The organism is Streptomyces sp. Tu 3180, from assembly GCF_009852415.1.
GTDB lineage: Bacteria > Actinomycetota > Actinomycetes > Streptomycetales > Streptomycetaceae > Streptomyces.
The window spans coordinates 6,947,217-6,967,130 of the sequence record NZ_WOXS01000002.1; the positions used below are offsets into that span (position 1 = coordinate 6,947,217).

Annotated in this window: 17 protein-coding genes; 11 read left to right on the forward strand and 6 right to left on the reverse strand. The window is 73.0% G+C overall.

Going from position 1 to position 19,914, the window contains the following annotated elements; all coding sequences use genetic code 11:
• Positions 1 to 33: 33 nt before the first annotated feature.
• The gene (locus GL259_RS31845) at positions 34 to 1,044 is read left to right on the forward strand and encodes a bile acid:sodium symporter family protein (RefSeq protein ID WP_208026643.1); all 1,011 of its coding nucleotides are present in this window, start codon (positions 34 to 36) and stop codon (positions 1,042 to 1,044) included.
• Here the strand turns inward: GL259_RS31845 and GL259_RS31850 are convergent.
• From GL259_RS31850 to GL259_RS31875, 6 genes are all read right to left on the reverse strand, one after another.
• On the reverse strand, positions 980 to 2,215 hold the full coding sequence (locus GL259_RS31850; RefSeq protein ID WP_159536730.1) for a DUF4185 domain-containing protein: 1,236 nt from the start codon (positions 2,213 to 2,215) through the stop codon (positions 980 to 982). The genes GL259_RS31845 and GL259_RS31850 overlap by 65 nt on opposite strands.
• A gap of 234 nt (positions 2,216 to 2,449) precedes the next feature.
• The gene (fdhD, locus tag GL259_RS31855; RefSeq protein ID WP_159536731.1) at positions 2,450 to 3,298 is read right to left on the reverse strand and encodes a formate dehydrogenase accessory sulfurtransferase FdhD; all 849 of its coding nucleotides are present in this window, start codon (positions 3,296 to 3,298) and stop codon (positions 2,450 to 2,452) included.
• A 14-nt stretch (positions 3,299 to 3,312) separates the two neighbouring features.
• Positions 3,313 to 4,173, reverse strand: a complete 861-nt coding sequence (locus GL259_RS31860; protein WP_159536732.1) for a 2Fe-2S iron-sulfur cluster-binding protein — start codon at positions 4,171 to 4,173, stop codon at positions 3,313 to 3,315.
• Positions 4,170 to 6,002: an NAD(P)H-dependent oxidoreductase subunit E gene (locus tag GL259_RS31865; protein ID WP_159536733.1), complete on the reverse strand. Its 1,833-nt coding sequence runs from the start codon at positions 6,000 to 6,002 to the stop codon at positions 4,170 to 4,172. The genes GL259_RS31860 and GL259_RS31865 overlap by 4 nt, the downstream gene beginning before the upstream one ends.
• 6 nt (positions 6,003 to 6,008) lie before the next feature.
• Positions 6,009 to 7,937 carry a molybdopterin-dependent oxidoreductase gene (locus tag GL259_RS31870; protein ID WP_159536734.1) on the reverse strand — a complete coding sequence of 643 codons (1,929 nt, stop codon included), beginning with the start codon at positions 7,935 to 7,937 and terminating at the stop codon, positions 6,009 to 6,011.
• Entirely contained in the window at positions 7,934 to 8,905 is a 972-nt protein-coding gene (locus GL259_RS31875) for a 2-dehydropantoate 2-reductase (protein ID WP_159536735.1), read from the reverse strand. Before GL259_RS31875 ends, GL259_RS31870 begins: the two co-directional genes overlap by 4 nt.
• A gap of 215 nt (positions 8,906 to 9,120) precedes the next feature.
• On the opposite strand from GL259_RS31875, the gene GL259_RS31880 reads away from it, so the two are divergent.
• The 10 genes from GL259_RS31880 to GL259_RS31920 all read left to right on the forward strand — a co-directional run bounded on the left by GL259_RS31880 (position 9,121) and on the right by GL259_RS31920 (position 19,899).
• A complete protein-coding gene (locus GL259_RS31880) occupies positions 9,121 to 10,461 on the forward strand; it encodes an OFA family MFS transporter (RefSeq protein ID WP_159536736.1) in 1,341 nt (446 codons plus the stop codon).
• The gene (locus tag GL259_RS37800; RefSeq protein WP_166461582.1) at positions 10,430 to 10,570 is read left to right on the forward strand and encodes a hypothetical protein; all 141 of its coding nucleotides are present in this window, start codon (positions 10,430 to 10,432) and stop codon (positions 10,568 to 10,570) included. Before GL259_RS31880 ends, GL259_RS37800 begins: the two co-directional genes overlap by 32 nt.
• A gap of 145 nt (positions 10,571 to 10,715) precedes the next feature.
• Complete coding sequence (locus tag GL259_RS31885; protein ID WP_159536737.1) at positions 10,716 to 11,654, forward strand: beta-ketoacyl-ACP synthase III; 939 nt, start codon at positions 10,716 to 10,718, stop codon at positions 11,652 to 11,654.
• 128 nt (positions 11,655 to 11,782) lie between these two features.
• The gene (locus GL259_RS31890; protein ID WP_159536738.1) at positions 11,783 to 12,460 is read left to right on the forward strand and encodes a GntR family transcriptional regulator; all 678 of its coding nucleotides are present in this window, start codon (positions 11,783 to 11,785) and stop codon (positions 12,458 to 12,460) included.
• Between the two features lie 230 nt (positions 12,461 to 12,690).
• On the forward strand, positions 12,691 to 13,872 hold the full coding sequence (locus GL259_RS31895) for an ROK family protein (RefSeq protein WP_159539151.1): 1,182 nt from the start codon (positions 12,691 to 12,693) through the stop codon (positions 13,870 to 13,872).
• Between the two features lie 123 nt (positions 13,873 to 13,995).
• Entirely contained in the window at positions 13,996 to 15,513 is a 1,518-nt protein-coding gene (locus GL259_RS31900) for a sugar ABC transporter ATP-binding protein (protein ID WP_159536739.1), read from the forward strand.
• On the forward strand, positions 15,510 to 16,529 hold the full coding sequence (locus GL259_RS31905; protein WP_159536740.1) for an ABC transporter permease: 1,020 nt from the start codon (positions 15,510 to 15,512) through the stop codon (positions 16,527 to 16,529). The genes GL259_RS31900 and GL259_RS31905 overlap by 4 nt, the downstream gene beginning before the upstream one ends.
• A gap of 17 nt (positions 16,530 to 16,546) precedes the next feature.
• On the forward strand, positions 16,547 to 17,593 hold the full coding sequence (locus tag GL259_RS31910) for a substrate-binding domain-containing protein (protein WP_159536741.1): 1,047 nt from the start codon (positions 16,547 to 16,549) through the stop codon (positions 17,591 to 17,593).
• Between the two features lie 81 nt (positions 17,594 to 17,674).
• Entirely contained in the window at positions 17,675 to 18,883 is a 1,209-nt protein-coding gene (locus GL259_RS31915) for a Gfo/Idh/MocA family oxidoreductase (protein ID WP_166461583.1), read from the forward strand.
• Between the two features lie 17 nt (positions 18,884 to 18,900).
• Complete coding sequence (locus GL259_RS31920; protein WP_159536742.1) at positions 18,901 to 19,899, forward strand: sugar phosphate isomerase/epimerase family protein; 999 nt, start codon at positions 18,901 to 18,903, stop codon at positions 19,897 to 19,899.
• Positions 19,900 to 19,914: the final 15 nt, after the last annotated feature.

Sequence of the window (19,914 nt, forward strand, 5' to 3'; positions counted from 1 at the left end):
AGCACCGTGACACGCCTGCGATGGCCGGCCTGGATGCCGATCGACCCGTACATCCTGCTCCTGCTCGGGACGGTGGGCCTCGCCGCGCTGCTCCCGGCCCGCGGTACGGGCGCGGACGTCGCCTCGGGCGCCTCCACGGCCGCGATCGCCCTGCTGTTCTTCCTCTACGGCGCCCGGCTGTCCACCCGTGAGGCCCTGGACGGCCTGAAGCACTGGCGCCTCCACGTCACCGTCCTGGCCTGCACGTTCGTCGTCTTCCCGGTGCTGGGCCTGGCCGCCCGCGGACTCGTCCCGGTGCTCCTGGCCGACCCGCTGTACCAGGGCCTGCTCTTCCTCACCCTGGTCCCCTCCACCATCCAGTCGTCGATCGCCTTCACCTCGATCGCCCGCGGCAACGTGCCCGCCGCGATCTGCGCCGGCTCCTTCTCCTCGCTGGCCGGCATCGTCGTCACCCCGCTGCTCGCGGCGACCCTGCTCGGCGGCGCCGCGGGCGGGTTCTCCGCCGACTCGGTGCTCAGGATCGTGCTCCAGCTGCTGGTGCCGTTCGTCGCCGGGCAGCTGCTGCGCCGCTGGATCGGGTCCTTCGTCGCCCGCCGTCGCAGGGTGCTGGGGCTGGTCGACCGGGGTTCGATCCTGCTCGTCGTCTACACCGCGTTCAGCCAGGGCATGGTCCAGGGCATCTGGGGCCGGGTGAGTCCGGCCCGGCTCGGCGGGCTGCTCGTCGTCGAGGCCGTGCTGCTCGCCGTGATGCTGCTGCTGACCTGGTACGGCGCCAAGGCGCTGAGGTTCGGCAGGGAGGACCGGATCGCGATCCAGTTCGCCGGCTCGAAGAAGTCGCTGGCCGCCGGGCTGCCCATGGCGAGCGTGCTGTTCGGGACGCAGGCCTCGCTGGCCGTGCTGCCGCTGATGCTCTTCCACCAGATGCAGCTGATGGTGTGCGCGGTGATCGCCAGGCGCCGCTCCCACGACCCCGTCGAGGTCAGCGCGGCGGACCGAGCCGGACCGTCACGAACCGAGGTCGGTACAGGGACACGTTCCGGCTGAGCATCACCGCGGCCCCGGCCGTCTCCAGCCAGTTCACGTCGTAGCTGAGCACCAGCCGCCCGCCGTCGCTCAGCTCCGGGTGCGCCTGCGGGTTGTAGGCGGCGGTCCCGCCCTGCGGCAGCGCGGGGCGGAACTCCTCCGTCGGCCCGTGCCACGGTCCGGTCGGGGAGCAGGCCCAGTACGCCGCCACCGTGGTCAGCCCCTCGGCGCCCGCGGCCATAGTGAACAGCACGTACGTCCCGTCCGTCCGCACCACGGAGAACGCGCTGCCCACGCCCGTGCGCCGCCCGTCGCCGAGCACCGGGCGCGGGCGGGTCCGGGTCTGCCACGCCGAACCGTTCCAGTACTCCCAGGCCGCCGGGTCCGCCAGCCCGCCCTCCGGGACGCGCGCCACGTGGGCGTGCGAGGCCGGGCGGGAGGCGGGGCGGCCGTCGTCGCCGCCGAAGACGTACGTCCAGCCGTCCTCCTCGACGAGGGTCGTGCCGAACAGCACCCGCCGCGACGGGTCGGCGACGCGCTGCTGGTCGAGCACCGTCACCACCGACTCCGGGCGCAGGTCGGGCAGCGAGAGCGTGGCGACCTCGGTGGCGGTGGGCACGCCGTAGATCCACGGGGACCGCCCGGCGGTGCGCACCCACAGCAGGACCCTCACGACCTGCTCGGCGGAGCCGGGGGAGCGCGGCTCGACCCGGGCGGCCACCGGCCAGCGCCACCGGTTCGGGGCGGGGTCGGGGAAGAGCGGGGCGGGCAGGGTGCGCTCCAGGCGGCCGCCGCGCATCAGCACCGCCGAGTTGCGCACCAGCGGGGCGGTGGCGTCCCGCCACGCGTGGGACTCGCCGGCCGGGTTGGGCGGACGGTGCACACGGCCCAGGTAGGTGTCGGAGAACAGCCACAGCAGCCGGCCGTCGGGCAGCCGAACCGAGTGGGTGCCGTCGCCGCCGGTCCAGTCGTCGCCGCGGGCGTCGTCGTCGCCGTAGCGGGCGAACTCGGAGGTGAGGGCGGAGTCGGCGGACCAGGAGGCGACGGTGCGCGGTGCGCAGGCGCCGCCGTCCGGCCGCCGGTCGCCGTCCCGCGGCAGACCGGTGACCAGCAGGGCCCCGAGGACCAGGGTCAGCACCAGGGCGATCCCGGTCCCCGTGCGCTGTCGTGCTCGTGCTGCGTCGTCGGGCACGCTCCGCGACGTTAGTGGCCGAAGTGGCTCCGGTCCATGGGGCGTCGGCGGCTCGCGGCCCGGTACGGCCGGGGGCCCTGCCACGGCCCGGAGGGGACCGGTGCGGATCGGGGCGCCGGTGCGGGCCGGAGGCGCCGGTGCGGCCACCGGTCCGCCGGCCCCGAGGCGGGGCCCCGCGGCGCAGGGGGCGCTCCCCGCCGGCCGGGGCCCCGCCGCCGTGTCGCGGGAGACCGGTCAGCCCCGGGCGGCCGCGGTCCGCAGGGCGATGCGGTCCTCACCCGCGTACACGTTCATGGAACTGCCCCGCAGGAAGCCCACCAGCGTCAGGCCCGTCTCCGCGGCCAGGTCCACGGCCAGCGAGGACGGGGCGGAGACCGCCGCCAGGACCGGGATGCCGGCCATCACCGCCTTCTGCGCCAGCTCGAAGGAGGCCCGGCCGGAGACCAGCAGGACCGTCCGGGACAGCGGGAGCCCGCCGCCCTGCAGGGCACGGCCGACGACCTTGTCCACCGCGTTGTGCCGGCCCACGTCCTCCCGCACGTCCAGCAGCCCGCCCTCCTCGTCGAACAGCGCCGCCGCGTGCAGGCCGCCGGTGCGGTCGAAGACCCGCTGGGCCGCGCGCAGCCGGTCGGGCAGGCCCGCCAGCAGCTCCGGGGTCAGGCGCAGCGGGGGAGTGTCGGCGAGGGGGTGGCGGGCCGTGGTGCGCACCGCGTCCAGGCTCGCCTTGCCGCACAGGCCGCAGGACGAGGTGGTGTAGACGTTGCGTTCGAGCGTGATGTCCGGGACCACCACGCCGGGCGCGGTCTTCACGTCCACCACGTTGTAGGTGTTGGACCCGTCGGCCGTCGCCCCGGCGCAGTAGACGATGTTCTGCAGGTCGGACGCGGTGGCCAGGACCCCCTCGCTCACCAGGAACCCGGCCGCCAGCGCGAAGTCGTCGCCCGGCGTGCGCATGGTGATCGCCAGCGGTCTGCCGTTCAGCCGGATCTCCAGGGGCTCCTCGGCGACGAGCGTGTCCGGACGGCCGGACACCACTCCGTCCCGGATGCGGATCACCTTGCGTCGTTCCGTGACTCGTCCCATGTCCCCAGTCCCGATCAGTCCCGGTTCTGTACGTGCTGGTAGCCGAAGCGCCCCTTGATGCACAGGTTGCCGTGGGTCACCGGGTTGTCGTGCGGCGAGGTGACCTTCACGATCTCATTGTCCTGCATGTGCAGGGTGAGGTTGCATCCCACGCCGCAGTACGCGCACACGGTCGTCGTCTCCGTCTGCCTCGACTCGTCCCACGTACCCGCCGCCCGCATGTCGAACTCCGACTTGAACGACAGCGCGCCCGTCGGGCACACCTCGATGCAGTTCCCGCAGTACACGCACGCCGAGTCGGTCAGCGGCGCGTCGTGCTCCACGGCGATGCGGGCGTCGAAGCCGCGCCCCGCGACCGAGATCGCGAAGGTGTTCTGCCACTGCTCGCCGCAGGCGTCCACGCACTTGTAGCAGAGGATGCACTTGCCGTAGTCGCGGACGTACAGGTCGTTGTCGACCCTCGGTTCCTCGTCGAGGCGGGCCGCGTCCGGGCCGAACCGGTCCGGCTTCGCCCCGTACTCCTTGACCCAGCCGGAGACCCGGGGGGTGGTCGACAGGTCGACGCAGGACGCGAGCAGCTCGAGGACGACCTTCCGGCTGTGCCGGACCCGCTCGGTGCCGGTGCGCACCTCCATGCCCGGTTCGGCCCGGCGCGAGCAGGCGGGGACCAGGGTGCGCGAGCCCTCCACCTCCACCACGCAGACCCGGCAGGCGCTCTTCGGCGTCAGCGTGTCGCCCTCGCACAGCGTCGGGACGTCCCTCCCGGCGGCCCGGCAGGCGTCCAGGACCGTCGCCCCCTCGGGAACCCGGGCCGGCTCGCCGTCGAGGGTGAACTCCAGCAGACGGCGGGGGATCCCCAGCGGTGTCACGGTCATTCGTACGCCCCCAGACGGTCGATGGCGGATTCCACGGCGTTCCACGCGGTCTGTCCCAGACCGCAGATCGAGGCGTCCCGCATCGCGCGGCCGACCTCGCGCAGCAGGGCGACGTCACCGGCGGCGTCGGCGCCGGTGCGCTCGACGATCCGGTGCAGCGCCTCCTCCTGGCGCACGGTCCCCACCCGGCAGGGCACGCACTGCCCGCACGACTCGTCCCGGAAGAACCGGGCGATGCGCAGCAGCAGGCGGGGCAGCGGCACCGTGTCGTCGAAGGCCATCACGACCCCCGAGCCGAGCGTCGTGCCCGCCTCGCGCGTGCCCTCGAAGGTGAGCGGGATGTCCAGCTCGTCGGCGCGCACGAACCCGCCGGCCGCCCCGCCGAGCAGGACCGCCCGCAGCCCCTCCCGCACCCCGGCCGGCTCCAGCAGCTCGCCGAGCGTCGCGCCGAACGGCAGCTCGTAGACCCCGGGCCGCTCCACAGCGCCCGAGACGCAGAACAGTTTCGGCCCGGTGGACCGCCCGGTGCCGACGGCCGCGTACGCCGGGGCGCCCCCGGTCAGGATCGGCAGCACGTTGACCAGCGTCTCGACGTTGTTCTCCACCGTCGGCCTGCCGAACAGGCCCTTCTCCACCGGGAAGGGGGGCTTGGAGCGGGGCTCGCCCCGGTAGCCCTCGATGGAGTTGAACAGCGCGGTCTCCTCGCCGCAGATGTAGGCGCCGGCGCCGCGCCGGATCTCGATGTCGAAGGCGTAGCCCTGACCGAGGACGTCGTCGCCCAGCAGACCGCGGGCGCGTGCCTGGTCGACGGCGTGCCGCAGGCGGTGCGTCGCCCTCGGGTACTCACCGCGCAGATAGACGTACCCGGTGTGCGCGCCGATCGCGTACGCCGCGATCGTCATCGCCTCCACCAGCGCGTACGGGTCACCCTCCATGATCACCCGGTCCTTGAAGGTGCCGGGCTCGGACTCGTCGGCGTTGCACACCAGGTAGTGCGGGTGGTCCGGCCGGGACGCGGTGGCCTGCCACTTGCGGCCGGTGGGGAAGGCGGCGCCGCCCCGCCCGACCAGGCCCGAGTCGGTGACCTCGCGGATCACTCCGGCGGGCCCCAGCTCGAAGGCCCGGCGCAGCGCCGTGTAACCCCCGTGGGCGCGGTAGTCGTCCAGCGACGCGGGATCGACCACGCCGACCCGGCCCAGCAGGGTCAGCGACGGGTCACCCGCCTGCGGCACCGCCGTCACCGCCGGCGGCTCCTCGGGCGCGGCGTCCGGCGCGCCCGCCGCGCGCACGGCCGCCTCCACGGTCGCCGGGGCCGACACGGCCGTCCGCACGGGGTCCCCGGCCCTGATCGCCAGCGTCGCGGGAGCGCGTTCGCACAGGCCCAGGCAGGGGCTGCGCTCGACGGACACCCCGCTGCCGGGACCGAGCCGCGACTCGACGCCGGCGCACAGCCCGTCCGCCCCGGCCGCCGCGCACGCCAGGTCCGTGCAGACGTGGAGCACGGTCGCCGGACGCGGCCGGACCGAGAACATCGCGTAGAACGTGGCCACCCCGTAGGCCTCCGCCGGCGGCACCGTGAGCCGGCGGCACAGGTAGCCGAGGGCGCCCTCGCTGATCCAGCCGATCCGGTCGTTGACGGCGTGCAGCCCCGGCAGCAGCAGGTCGCGGCGGTCCCGGGCCTCCCGTCCGCCACGGGCCCACCTCAGGTCGGCGGCCTCCGTCCCGTCGCGGGCGGCGCCCTCCCAGGAGGACCGGGGAGGGCCGAGCAGCGCGTCGATCGCCGCCCGCTCCTCGTCCGTCGGTTCGCCGTCACCGAAGCGCAGGTCCACTTGACGTCACCTCACAGGGGTCGCAGGGCTCGCAGCCGGGAGCTTCTCGATCCGGATCGCCGACGCCTTGAACTCCGCCGTCCCCGCGATCGGGCAGTTCGCCTCGATCGTCAGCCGGTTGGTGTCCACCTCGTCGGGAAAGTGGAACGTCATGAACGCGAGCCCCGGCCGCAGCGCGGTGTCGATCCACACCGGCGCCAGCACGGACCCGCGGCGGGAGGTCACCCGCACCTCCTCGCCCACCACGACCCCGTACCGCTCGGCGTCCTCCGGACACAGCTCGACGTGCTCGCCGCGGCGCAGCGGGGAGGAGTAACCACCGCTCTGCACGCCGGTGTTGTAGGAGTCGAGCCGCCGCCCGGTGGTGAGCCGGATCGGGTACTGCTCGTCGGTGAGGTCGACCGGCGGATCGTGCCGCACGATCCCGAACGGCGCGGGCCTGCCCCGCCGCACCGGGTCCCTCTCCCACAGCCGGCCGTGCAGATAGGTCGGTTCGAGCGCGCCGGTGCTCGGGCACGGCCACTGGATGCCCTGGTGCTCCTCCAGGCGCTCGTACGTCATCCCGTAGTGGTCCGGCGAGACCGAGCGCAGCTCGTTCCAGACGGTCTCGGCGTCGGCGTACTTCCAGCCGTGGCCCAGACGGGCGGCGAGGTCGCAGATGATGTCGATGTCCTCGCGCGCCTCGCCGGGCGGGGCGACCGCCCTGCGGACGCGCTGCACCCGCCGCTCGCTGTTGGTGGTGGTGCCCTCGGTCTCCGCCCAGCCGGCGGTCGCGGGCAGGACCACGTCCGCGAGCTCGGCGGTCCTCGTGAGGAAGATGTCCTGCACGACGAGGAAGTCCAGTCGCCGCAGCCGCCGTACGGCCTGTTCGCTGTCCGCCTCCGACTGGGCCGGGTTCTCGCCGATGCAGTAGACGGCCCGCAGCGAACCGTCCTCCATGGCCTCGAACATCTCCGTCAGGTTCAGCCCGTAGCGGGGCTGGATGACGGTGTTCCAGGCGGACTCGAACTTCAGCCGGACCTCCGCGTCGAGGATGTCCTGGAAGCCGGGCAGGCGGTTGGGGATCGCGCCCATGTCGCCGCCGCCCTGCACGTTGTTCTGGCCGCGCAGGGGCTGCAGGCCGGAGCCGTAGCGGCCGACGTGCCCGGTGAGCAGGGAGAGGTTGATCAGGGCGCGGACGTTGTCGGTGCCGTTGTGGTGCTCGGTGATGCCGAGGGTCCAGCACAGCTGGGCGCGCTCGGCGCGGGCGTAGGCGTGCGCCAGCTCCCTGATGGCGGCGGCCGGTACGCCGGTCACCTTCTCGGCGAGGGACAGCGTCCACGGCTCGACGAGCGCCGCGTACTCCTCGAACCCGGTGGTCGCCCGCCGGACGAACGCCTCGTTGACCAGGCCCGCGTGGATGATCTCGCGGCCGATCGCGTGCGCCATCGGGATGTCGGTGCCGACGTTCAGCCCGAGCCAGCTCTCCGCCCACTCGGCGGTGGACGTCCGGCGCGGGTCGACCGCGTACATCCGGGCGCCGCCCCGGATGCCCCTCAGCACGTGCTGGAAGAAGATCGGGTGCGCGAAGCGGGCGTTGGAGCCCCACATCACGATGACGTCCGTGTGCTCGATCTCCTCGTACGACGACGTCCCGCCGCCGGAGCCGAACGCGGCCGACAGACCGGCCACGGACGGGGCGTGGCAGGTGCGGTTGCAGGAGTCGACGTTGTTGGTGCCCATGACGACCCGGGCGAACTTCTGCGCCACGTAGTTCATCTCGTTGGTCGCGCGGGCGCAGGAGAACATCCCGAACGCGCCGCGCGCGGCGCCGAGTCCGCGGGCGGCCCGGTCCAGGGCCTCCTCCCAGGTCGCCCGCCTCAGCGGCTCGTCGCGGGAGTCCCTGACCAGGGGGTGGGTGAGCCGGGTGTAGGTCTTCGGCCGACGCTTCCTCATGCGGCGCTCCTCAGCGCGAGCAGGTCCGAGATGGCGTGCACGGTGCGCAGGGTGGGCACCTCCACGCCGGTGGTCTCCGCGAGCTCGACGACCGCGGCGAGCAGCACGTCGAGTTCCAGCGGTTTGCCGCGCTCCAGGTCCTGGAGCGTGGAGGTGCGGTGGTCGCCGACCTTCTCGGCGCCCGCGAGCCGGCGCTCGATGGAGACGCCGACCTCGCAGCCGAGGGCCTCGGCGACCGCCAGGGTCTCGGCCATCATCGTCTCGATCACCCGGCGGGTGCCGCCGTGCGCGCACATCTGCCGCATGGTGGCGCGGGCCAGGGCGCTGATCGGGTTGAAGGAGATGTTGCCGAGCAGCTTCAGCCAGATGTCGTTGCGCAGGTCCGGCTCGACCGGGCACTTCAGGCCGCCGGCCCGCATGGCCGCGCCGAACTCCAGGCAGCGCGCCGAGACGCTGCGGTCGGGCTCGCCGACGGAGAACCGGGTGCCCTCCAGATGCCGGACGACGCCCGGGCCCTCCAGCTCGGTGGCCGCGTAGACGACGCAGCCGACGGCCCGTTCGGGCGCGAGCACCGCACTGACCGCGCCGCCCGGGTCCACGCTCTCGATGCGGTGGCCGTCCCAGGGACCGCCGTGCCGGTGGAAGTACCACCAGGGAATGCCGTTCTGGGCGGCGACGACCGCCGTGGTGTCGTGCAGCAGGGGGGCGATCAGCGGCCCGCACGCCGCGTACGCGTGGGCCTTCAGGCCCAGGAAGACGTGGTCGACCGGGCCGACCTCGGCCGGGTCGTCGGTCGCGCGGGGGTGTGCGGTGAAGTCGCCGCGTGGGCTGTGCACCCGCACGCCGTGCCGCCTCATGGCCGCCAGGTGCGGTCCACGGGCGATGAGGTGCACGTCGGCACCCGCGCGGTGGAGCGCGGCGCCGACGTAGGCGCCGATGGCCCCGGCGCCGAGGACTGCGACTTTCACGGGAACGCTCCGTTCGGTTCGAGGGATACCGCGGAGGTGGCTGTCGGCGCCGGAGCGCGGGGCGCCGGACGATGTCGACGAAATATTGTCTACAGTATGGAGATGGGTGCGACAAGGGTGCGCGCGACCGTTCGTCGCCCTCCGCGTACCGTTCACCGCATACGGTCGACCTGACGCCTTCTCAACTCCGGCCGCGTTTCCTACCGTCCGGGATCATGAGTCCCCCCGTCGCACCCCCCGGGTGGAGCCGCTGGCTGGTTCCGCCCGCCGCCCTCTCCGTTCACCTCTCCATCGGCCAGGCCTACGCGTGGAGCGTGTTCAAGCCGCCGCTGGAGTCCGCGCTCGGCCTCAGCGGCACCCAGAGCGCGCTGCCCTTCCAGCTCGGCATCGTCATGCTCGGCCTGTCCGCCGCCTTCGGCGGCACCCTCGTCGAACGCAACGGCCCGCGCTGGGCGATGACCGTCGCCCTGGTCTGCTTCTCCTCCGGCTTCCTGCTCTCCGCCCTCGGCGCGGCCACCGGGCAGTACTGGCTGATCGTCCTCGGCTACGGCTTCGTCGGCGGCATCGGCCTCGGCATCGGGTACATCTCGCCGGTGTCGACGCTCATCAAGTGGTTCCCGGACCGGCCCGGCATGGCCACCGGCATCGCCATCATGGGCTTCGGCGGCGGCGCGCTGATCGCCTCGCCCTGGTCGGCGCGGATGCTCGAGTCCTTCGGCACCGACGGCGACGGCATCGCGCTCGCCTTCCTCGTGCACGGGCTGACCTACGCGGTGTTCATGCTGCTCGGCGTGGTGCTCGTACGGGTGCCGCGCACCGAGCGGCCGGTGGCCGGCGGCCCCGCCGTCCTCACCGGACCGCAGGTCTCGGCCCGCGGCGCCGTGCGCACCCCGCAGTTCTGGCTGCTGTGGATCGTGCTCTGCATGAACGTCACCGCCGGCATCGGCATCCTGGAGAAGGCCGCGCCGATGATCACCGACTTCTTCGCGGACACCTCCGCCCCGGTGTCGGCGACGGCCGCGGCCGGCTTCGTCGCGCTGCTGTCGGCGGCGAACATGGCGGGCCGCATCGGCTGGTCGTCCACCTCCGACCTGATCGGCCGGAAGAACGTCTACCGCCTCTACCTGGGCGCCGGCGCACTGATGTACGCGCTCATCGCCCTGTTCGGCGACTCCTCCAAACCGCTGTTCGTGCTGTGCGCGCTGGTGATCCTCTCCTTCTACGGCGGCGGCTTCGCGACGGTCCCGGCGTATCTGAAGGACCTGTTCGGCGCCTACCAGGTCGGCGCGATCCACGGGCGGCTGCTCACCGCCTGGTCCACGGCCGGCGTGCTCGGACCGCTGATCGTGAACTGGGTGGCCGACCGGCAGGAGGAGGCGGGCCGGCACGGCTCGTCGCTGTACGGGCTGTCGCTGCTGATCATGATCGGACTGCTGGTCGTCGGCTTCGTCGCCAACGAGCTCGTCCGCCCCGTCCATCCCCGCCACCACGTCCCGGAACCCGACACGGTGAAGGAGGCCGCCGATGACCGGCGACAGCAGCCAGAGTCCGCCTAGCCCCGGCCGCCGCGGGCTGATCGCCCTCGCCTGGCTGTGGGTGGGGGTGCCGCTCGCCTACGGCCTCTACGAGCTCGTGCGGAAGGCGACGCAGTTGTTCACCGGGTGACCGCGGCGCGCCGGGCGGCCGGGTGCGGGGCCTGACCGAAGCCGACAAGCCCGGCACCCGTTTCCTGTCGCTTCACCTGCCCTCGTACCCGTGAGTCACTGATCAGACTGGTGCATCCCGCAACCGGACCAGAGGGGGCCCATTCATGATCGGCTCGCGCATCGCCGCCGTCGGCCACTACCAGCCCGCCAGGGTGCTCACCAACGAGGACCTGGCGGGCATGGTCGACACCAGCGACGAGTGGATCACGAGCCGGGTGGGCATCCGCACCCGTCACATCGCCGGCCCCGACGAGCCGGTCGACGAACTGGCCGCGCACGCCGCCGCCAAGGCCCTGGCGGCGGCCGGCCGCGCCCCCGCCGACATCGACCTGGTGGTGGTCGCCACCTCCACCGCGATCGACCGCTCGCCCAACATGGCCGCCCGGGTCGCCGCGCGCCTCGGCATGCCCGGGCCGGCGGTGATGGACCTCAACGTGGTCTGCGCCGGGTTCACCCACGCGCTGGCCACCGCCGACCACGCCGTGCGGGCCGGCGCCGCGGGCCGCGCCCTGGTGATCGGCGCCGACAAGATGTCCGACGTGGCCGACTGGACCGACCGCTCCACCTGCGTCCTCGTCGGTGACGGCGCGGGGGCCGCGGTGGTGGAGGCCGCCGGGGAACCCGGGATCGGGCCCGTGCTGTGGGGATCGGTGCCCGAGATGGGGAACGCGGTGCGGATCGAGGGGACGCCGCCGCGGTTCGCGCAGGAGGGGCAGAGCGTCTACCGCTGGGCGACCACCCGGCTGCCGTCCATCGCCCGCCGGGCCTGCGAGAAGGCGGGAGTGGCCCCCGAGGAACTCGCCGCGGTCGTGCTGCACCAGGCCAACCTGCGGATCATCGAGCCCCTCGCGCTCAGGATCGGCGCGGTCCACGCCGTCGTCGCCCGTGACGTCACCGAGTCCGGCAACACCTCGGCCGCGAGCATCCCGCTCGCCTTCTCCAAGCTGGTCGAGCGGGGTTCGGTGTCGACCGGCGATCCCGTGCTGCTGTTCGGCTTCGGCGGGAACCTGTCGTACGCGGGACAGGTCGTCCGCTGTCCCTGAGCGCTCCCCGCGCGGGTGTGACGAGGCCGACTCCCCGCCCCCTGGCACGTGCGCGCCGTAGACTGTAGACGAAAGACAATCACTACCGGCGCTGCGGCGGTGCACGGTTCTGCCGAGGAGGGACCGCGATGTTGTCGACAGGACTGCCCCAGGGGGCGGTGCCCAGGCTCGAACGGCCCGGCCCGCTGCGCGACCGCGTCTACGAGGCGCTGCTCGAACTCATCACCACCCGCGCCCTCCAGCCCGGCCAACACCTGGTCGAGAGCGAACTCGCCGGCCACCTCGGGGTCTCCCGCCAGCCGGTGCGCGAGGCGCTGCAGCGGCTCAACACCGAGGGCTGGGTGGACCTGCGCCCGGCGCAGGGCGCGTTCGTGCACGAGCCGACGGAGGAGGAGGCCGACCAGCTGCTCACCGTCCGCACGCTGCTGGAGGCCGAGGCCGCCCGGCTCGCCGCGCTCAACGCGGACGGCGCGGGCGTCGAGGCCCTGGAGGAGATCCTGGCGCAGGGTCTCGAAGCCGTCGCCTCCGACGACGTGGACGCCGCCGTCGCCCTCAACGCCCGCTTCCACGCCACGGTCATGGAGCTGGCCGGCAACGCGGTGCTCGCCGAGCTCGCCGCCCGGGTCGACCGGCGCGTGCGCTGGTACTACACGCCGATCGCCCGGCAGCGCGGCGGACAGTCCTGGGTCGAGCACCGTGACCTGATCGCCGCCATCGCGGACCACGACGAGCAGCTGGCCACCCGGCTCATGCGCGAACACACCGAGCACACCCGGCGTTCGTACCACGCGCGGACGAAGTCCTAGCCCCGCGGCGCCGGGGGGCCCGGCCGTGCGCACGGCCGGTCGCCGCGCCGGAGGATCCGGACGCTCCGGGACTTCTTTGTCCTGCGAGTGGAAAAAGTCGGGGGCAATTCCTGCGCGACTTCTTCCCACCCCGGGCAGCCGCTGCTACTTTCCCTCCGAAAGCACGCCACGACGTGGCCGGGATCCGGCACGCACAGGCCGATTGAGGCGGGGAGGGGCTCGTGAGACGTATGACGGCGCGACCCGCGAACGCCCACCAGGCCCGCCTGCTCCGGCTGCTGCGCGACGGCGGTCCCAACTCCCGTGCCCAGCTGGGCGACCAGGTCGACCTCTCGCGGTCGAAGCTGGCCGTGGAGGTGGACCGGCTGCTGGAGACGGAACTCGTCGTGGCCGACGGACTCGCCGCCTCGCGCGGCGGCCGGCGGTCCCACAACATCCGGCTCAACCCGCGCCTGCGTCTCCTCGGCGTCGACATCGGCGCGACCTCGGTCGACGTCGCCGTCACCAACGCCGAGCTGGAGATCCTCGGACACATCAACCAGCCCATGTACGTCCGCGAGGGGCCGGTCGCGGTCTTCGAACAGGTACTGGCCATGGCCGCCAAGCTGAGGGCCTCGGGGCTCGCGGAGGGGTTCGACGGCGCCGGCATCGGCGTCCCCGGTCCGGTCCGCTTCCCCGAGGGCGTCCCGGTGGCCCCGCCGATCATGCCGGGCTGGGACGGCTTCCCCGTGCGGGAGGCGCTCAGCCAGGACCTCGGCTGCCCGGTCATGGTCGACAACGACGTGAACCTGATGGCGATGGGGGAGCAGCACGCGGGCGTCGCCCGCACCGTCGCCGACTTCCTCTGCGTCAAGATCGGCACCGGCATCGGCTGCGGCATCGTCGTCGGCGGTGAGGTCTACCGCGGGACGACGGGCAGCGCGGGCGACATCGGGCACATCCAGGCCGTGCCCGACGGCCGCCCGTGCGCCTGCGGCAACCGGGGCTGCCTGGAGGCGCACTTCTCCGGCGCGGCCCTCGCCCGGGACGCCATGGAGGCCGCCCAGCAGGGGCTCTCCGCCGAACTCGCGAGCCGCCTGGAGACCAACGGCACGCTCAGCGCCGTCGACGTCGCCGCGGCGGCCGCCGCGGGGGACGCGAGCGCCCTCGACCTGATCCGCGAGGGCGGCAACCGCACCGGCCAGGTCATCGCCGGCCTGGTCAGCTTCTTCAACCCCGGCCTGGTGGTGATCGGCGGCGGGGTGACCGGCCTCGGCCACACCCTGCTCGCCGCGATCCGCACCCAGGTCTACCGCCAGTCACTGCCCCTGGCGACCGGCAACCTGCCCATCGTCCTGGGCGAACTGGGCCCCACCGCCGGCGTCATCGGCGCGGCCCGGCTCATCAGCGACCACCTGTTCTCACCCGCGTAGGACCCACCGCACCGCACCACCACCGCACGTCCCACCGGCACCACCCCGCTGCTCCGCCCTGCCCTGACAACGTTGGCCCGACCGTGCCCTGAACCGGCCGCACGCCCGCCGAGGGGAATCCGCATGGCACCAGAACCACCGCTGCTCAGCATGTCCGGCATCACCAAGTCGTTCCCCGGAGTCCGGGCCCTGGACGGCGTCGACCTCGACGTCCAGGCCGGTGAGGTGCACTGCCTGCTCGGCCAGAACGGTGCCGGGAAGTCCACCCTGATCAAGGTGCTGGCCGGCGCCCACCAGCCCGACACGGGCACCATCCGCTGGCGCGGGGAGGCCGTCACGCTCCGCTCGCCGATCGCCGCCATGCGCCTGGGCATCGCCACCATCTACCAGGAACTCGACCTGGTGGAGCACCTGTCGGTCGCCGAGAACGTCCACCTCGGCCACGAACCCACGGCCGCCGGCTTCGTCGTACGGGGGAAGGCCGCCCGTACCGCGACCGCGGAGCTGCTCGAGCGGCTCGGGCACCCGGAGATCGACCCGGCCCGCCTGGTCGGGGAGCTGTCGGCGGCGCAGCAGCAGATCGTGTCGATGGCGCGGGCGCTGTCCCACGACGTACGGCTCATCGTGATGGACGAGCCGTCCGCCGCCCTCGACCCGGACGAGGTCGACAACCTCTTCCGCATCGTCGCCGACCTCACCGCCGACGGAGTGGCCGTCGTCTACATCTCGCACCGGCTGGAGGAGATCCGGCGCATCGGCGACCGGGTGACGGTGCTGAAGGACGGCCGGGCCGTGGCCGGCGGGCTGCCCGCGAAGTCGACGCCCACCCGCGAGGTCGTCGCGCTGATGACGGGACGCAACGTGGAGTACGTCTTCCCGGAGCGGCCCGCCTCCGCGCCCGGGGCCGAACCGGTGCTCACCGTCGAAGGGCTGTCCCGGCACGGCGAGTTCGCCCCCCTCGACCTCCAGGTGCGCCCCGGCGAGATCGTCGGGCTCGCGGGGCTCGTCGGCTCCGGACGCTCCGAGATCCTGGAGACGGTCTACGGCGCCCGCAGGCCCGACACCGGTCGCGTCCTCGTCGACGGGCGGCCCCTCAAGCCGGGCAGCGTGCGGGCGGCCGTCAGCGCCGGGATCGGCCTCGCCCCCGAGGAGCGCAAGGCGCAGGCGCTGCTGATGCTGGAGTCCGTCACCCGCAACGTGTCGGTCTCCTCCCTGTCCCGCTTCTCGCGGGGCGGCTGGATCGACCGCGGTGCCGAACTGGGGGCGGCGCGCGCGGCGACCCGCGAACTGTCCCTGCGGCCCGACAACCCGGACGTGCCCGTGCGCACGCTGTCCGGCGGCAACCAGCAGAAGGCCGTGCTCGCGCGCTGGCTGCTGCGCGGCTGCCGGGTCCTGCTCCTCGACGAACCCACGCGCGGCGTCGACGTGGGCGCCCGCGCCGAACTGTACGCGGTCGTCCGCCGGCTGGCGGACGAAGGCCTCGCCGTGCTGCTGGTCTCCAGCGAGGTGCCCGAGGTGCTCGGCCTCGCCGACCGCGTCCTGGTGCTGCGCGAGGGCCGGGTCGTCCACACGGCGCCCGCCCGCGAACTCGACGAACACCGTGTACTCGACCTGGTCATGGAAGGAAGCCCGGCGTCATGACGCAGCCCGTCTCCCCGCCGCGGGACAGCACCCCCAAGGTGCCGTCGGCCGGCGAAACACCCGCCTGGCGCGCCGTGCTGTTCCGCGCCGACGTCCGCACGTGGTCGCTGCTCGGCGTACTCGCCGTACTGATCCTCATCGGCGGCGTCACCAAACCGGACGAGTTCCTCGACACCCGCAACCTGCAGCTCGTCCTCACCCAGGCCTCCGTGATCGGTGTCGTCACCGTCGGCATGACGTTCGTCATCATCTCCGGCGGCATCGACCTGTCGGTCGGCGCGATCGTCGCCCTCGCCTCGGTGTGGGCGACCACGGTCGCCACCCAGGAGTACGGCTTCGGCGGCATCCTGTTCACCGCCGTCCTCGTCGGAGTGGGGTGCGGCCTGGTCAACGGGGTGCTGATCGCCTACGGCGGGATGGTGCCGTTCATCGCCACGCTCGCCATGCTCGCCTCGGCCCGGGGCCTGGCCCTGCAGATCACCGACGGGCGGACGCAGATCGTGACCGTCGACGGCGTCCTCGACCTCGGCGAACGCGACGCCTACGTGCTCGGCGTCCCGCCGCTGGTGCTGGTGTTCGCCGCGGTCACCGTCATCGGCTGGCTGGTGCTCAACCGGACCACCTTCGGCCGCCGCACCGTCGCGGTCGGCGGCAACGCGGAGGCCGCCCGGCTCGCCGGCATCGACGTCCGCCGCCAGCGGCTCTACCTCTACCTGCTGTCCGGGCTGTGCTGCGGCATCGCCGCGTTCCTGCTGATCGTGCTGTCCGGCTCCGGCCAGAACACCAACGGCAACCTCTACGAACTCGACGCCATCGCCGCCGCGATCATCGGCGGCACCCTGCTCACCGGCGGCCGGGGCACCATCGTCGGCTCCGTCCTCGGTGTCCTGGTCTTCACCACGATCACCAACATCTTCGCCCTGAACAACCTGCAGAGCGACGTCCAGCAGATCGCCAAGGGCGCGATCATCGTCGCCGCCGTGCTGGTCCAGCGCCGTACCGCGAGCACGACCTGAGGAAAGGGTTCACCGCCATGCCACAGCCCACGCCTTTCGCGAGCCGCAGAGGGCTCCTCTTCGGAGCCGCCGCCGTGTCCGCCGGTGCCTTCCTCACCGGCTGCACGAGCAACGAGTCCGACGACGAGCCGGCCGCGAACGACCAGCCCGCCGCCGACGACAAGCCGGGCAAGCCGGTCACGATCGGTTTCGCCGGGCCGCAGGCCGACCACGGCTGGCTCAACGCCATCAACCAGAACGCCAAGCAGCGCGCGGAGAAGTACTCCGACGTCACGCTGGAGATCACCGAGGGTTCCAACGACACCGCCCAGCAGATCGGCCAGATCGAGACCCTGATCAACAAGAAGGTCGACGTGCTGGTGGTGCTGCCGGCCGACGGCAAGGCGCTCACCCAGGTCGGGCTGAAGGCGATGCGCGCCGGCATCCCGGTGGTCAACCTGGACCGGATCTTCAACACCCCGCAGGCGTACCGCTGCTGGATCGGCGGCGACAACTACGGCATGGGGCTGAACGCCGGCCACTACATCGGGGAGAAGCTCAAGGACAGGCCGGACGCCCGGGTCGTGGAACTGGCCGGGCTGGACAACCTGGAGCTCACCAAGCAGCGCACCCAGGGCTTCGACGACGCGCTGAAGAACTATCCCAACATCAGGAAGGTGGCCCGTCAGGCGGCCGACTTCACGGTCGAGTCCGGTCAGGCCAAGATGGCCCAGCTGCTCCAGGCGCAGTCGAAGTTCGACGCGCTGTGGAACCACGACGACGACCAGGGCGTGGGCGCGCTGCGCGCCATCGAGCAGGCCGGGCGCGACGACTTCCTGATGGTCGGCGGCGCGGGCGCCAAGTCCGCGATGGACGCCATCAAGGCCGACAACGGCGTCCTGAAGGCGACCGTCCTGTACCCGCCGACGATGGCCGCCTCCGCGATCGACCTCGCCCGGGCGCTGGGCCAGGGCAAGGGCGTCGGCGGTCTCGCCGAGTTCGAGATCCCGGCGTCGATCACGCTGTACTCGGCCGTCGTCGACAAGGAGAACGTGGACCAGTACATGTCCACCGGCTTCAAGTGAGGAGCCCCGCCCCACGGGCCTGACCAGCCCACCGGGCGGGGCCCACCCCCCACCCGCCACGACGACGAGGAGGACATCCGTATGGCACAGCCGCAGCAGCCAGAAGGGGCAGACACGGGGAAGCCGCCGTTGCGCGTCGGCATGGTCGGCTACGCCTTCATGGGCGCCGCCCACTCCCAGGGCTGGCGCACCGCGGGCCGCGTCTTCGACCTGCCGCTGAGCCCCGAACTGGCCGTGATCTGCGGCCGGAACGCCGACGCCGTGCGCGCGGCGGCCGACCGGCACGGCTGGGCGGCCACCGAGACCGACTGGCGCGCCCTGGTCGAACGGGACGACGTCGACCTCGTCGACATCTGCACCCCCGGTGACAGCCACGCCGAGATAGCGCTGGCCGCCCTCGCCGCGGGCAAGCACGTGCTGTGCGAGAAGCCGCTGGCCAACAACGTCGCCGAGGCCGAGGCGATGGCCCGTGCCGCCGAAGAGGCACACGGGCGCGGCCGGCTGGCGATGGTCGGCTTCAACTACCGCCGGGTCCCCGCGACCGCGCTGGCCCGGCGGATGGTGGCCGAGGGCAGGATCGGCAGGCTGCGGCACGTGCGCGTGGCGTACCTGCAGGACTGGCTGGTGGACCCGGAGTTCCCGCTGACCTGGCGGCTGCGCCGCGAGCACGCCGGCTCCGGCTCGCTCGGCGACCTCGGGGCGCACATCGTCGACCTCGCGCAGTACCTGGCCGGCGAGCGGCTGGCGGGCGTCTCCGCGCTCACCGAGACCTTCGTACGGGAGCGGCCGCTGCCCACCGCGCCCAGCAGCGGCCTGGCCGCCGTCTCGGCCGCCGGCACCGGGCAGGTCACCGTGGACGACGCCGCCCTGTTCACCGGCCGCTTCGCCTCCGGCGCCCTCGCCTCCTTCGAGGCCACCCGCTACGCCACCGGACGCAAGAACGCCCTGCGCATCGAACTCAACGGCGAGCGCGGTTCGCTGGCCTTCGACCTGGAGCGGCTCAACGAGCTGTCGTACCACGACGGCACGGAGCCCGGGGCGCACGCCGGCTTCCGCCGCATCCTCGTCACCGAACCCGAGCACCCCTACCTGGACGCCTGGTGGCCGCCGGGCCACGGTCTCGGTTACGAGCACACCTTCGTGCACCAGGCCCGTGATCTGGTGCACGCGGTCGCCGAGGGGCGCACGCCCGAGCCTTCCTTCGCCGACGGGCTGCAGGTGCAGCGGGTGCTGGCCGCGGTGGAGGAGAGTGCCGGGAAGAACTCCGTCTACACGCCGATCGCCGCCTGAAGGAGGGCTGAGAACGGATGCCGCGCAACTTCACGCTGTTCACCGGTCAGTGGGCCGACCTGCCGCTGGAGGAGGTCTGCCACCTGGCCCGCGACTTCGGCTACGACGGGCTGGAACTCGCCTGCTGGGGGGACCACTTCGAGGTCGACAAGGCCCTGGCCGACCCCTCCTACCTCGCGTCCCGCCACCGGCTCCTCGACAAGTACGGCCTGAAGTGCTGGGCGGTCTCCAACCACCTGGTCGGCCAGGCCGTGTGCGACGCCATCATCGACGAGCGCCACCGGGCCATCCTGCCCGCCCGGATCTGGGGCGACGGCGAGCCCGAGGGCGTACGGCGGCGCGCCGCGGCCGAGATCGGGGACACCGCGCGTGCCGCGGCCGCCTTCGGTGTGGACACGGTCGTCGGTTTCACCGGTTCGTCGATCTGGCACCTGGTGGCGATGTTCCCGCCGGCGCCCGAGTCGATGATCGAGCGGGGTTACGAGGACTTCGCCGAGCGGTGGAACCCGATCCTGGACGTGTTCGACGCGCAGGGCGTGCGGTTCGCGCACGAGGTGCATCCCAGTGAGATCGCCTACGACTACTGGACGACCGTGCGGGCCCTGGAGGCGGTCGGCCGCCGGCCGGCCTTCGGGCTCAACTTCGATCCCTCGCACTTCGTGTGGCAGGACCTGGACCCGGTGGGGTTCCTCTACGACTTCCGGGACCGGATCTACCACGTGGACTGCAAGGAGGCCCGGCGGCGGCTGGACGGGCGCAACGGCCGTCTCGGCTCGCATCTGCCCTGGGGCGATCCGCGGCGCGGCTGGGACTTCGTCTCCGCCGGGCACGGTGACGTTCCCTGGGAGGACGTGTTCCGGATGCTGCGGTCGATCGGGTACGACGGTCCGGTCTCCGTGGAGTGGGAGGACGCCGGCATGGACCGGCTCCAGGGCGCTCCCGAGGCGCTGACCCGCCTGAAGGCCTTCGACTTCGACCCGCCCAGCGCGTCCTTCGACGCCGCGTTCAACAGCTGATCCGCGCGCCCGGCG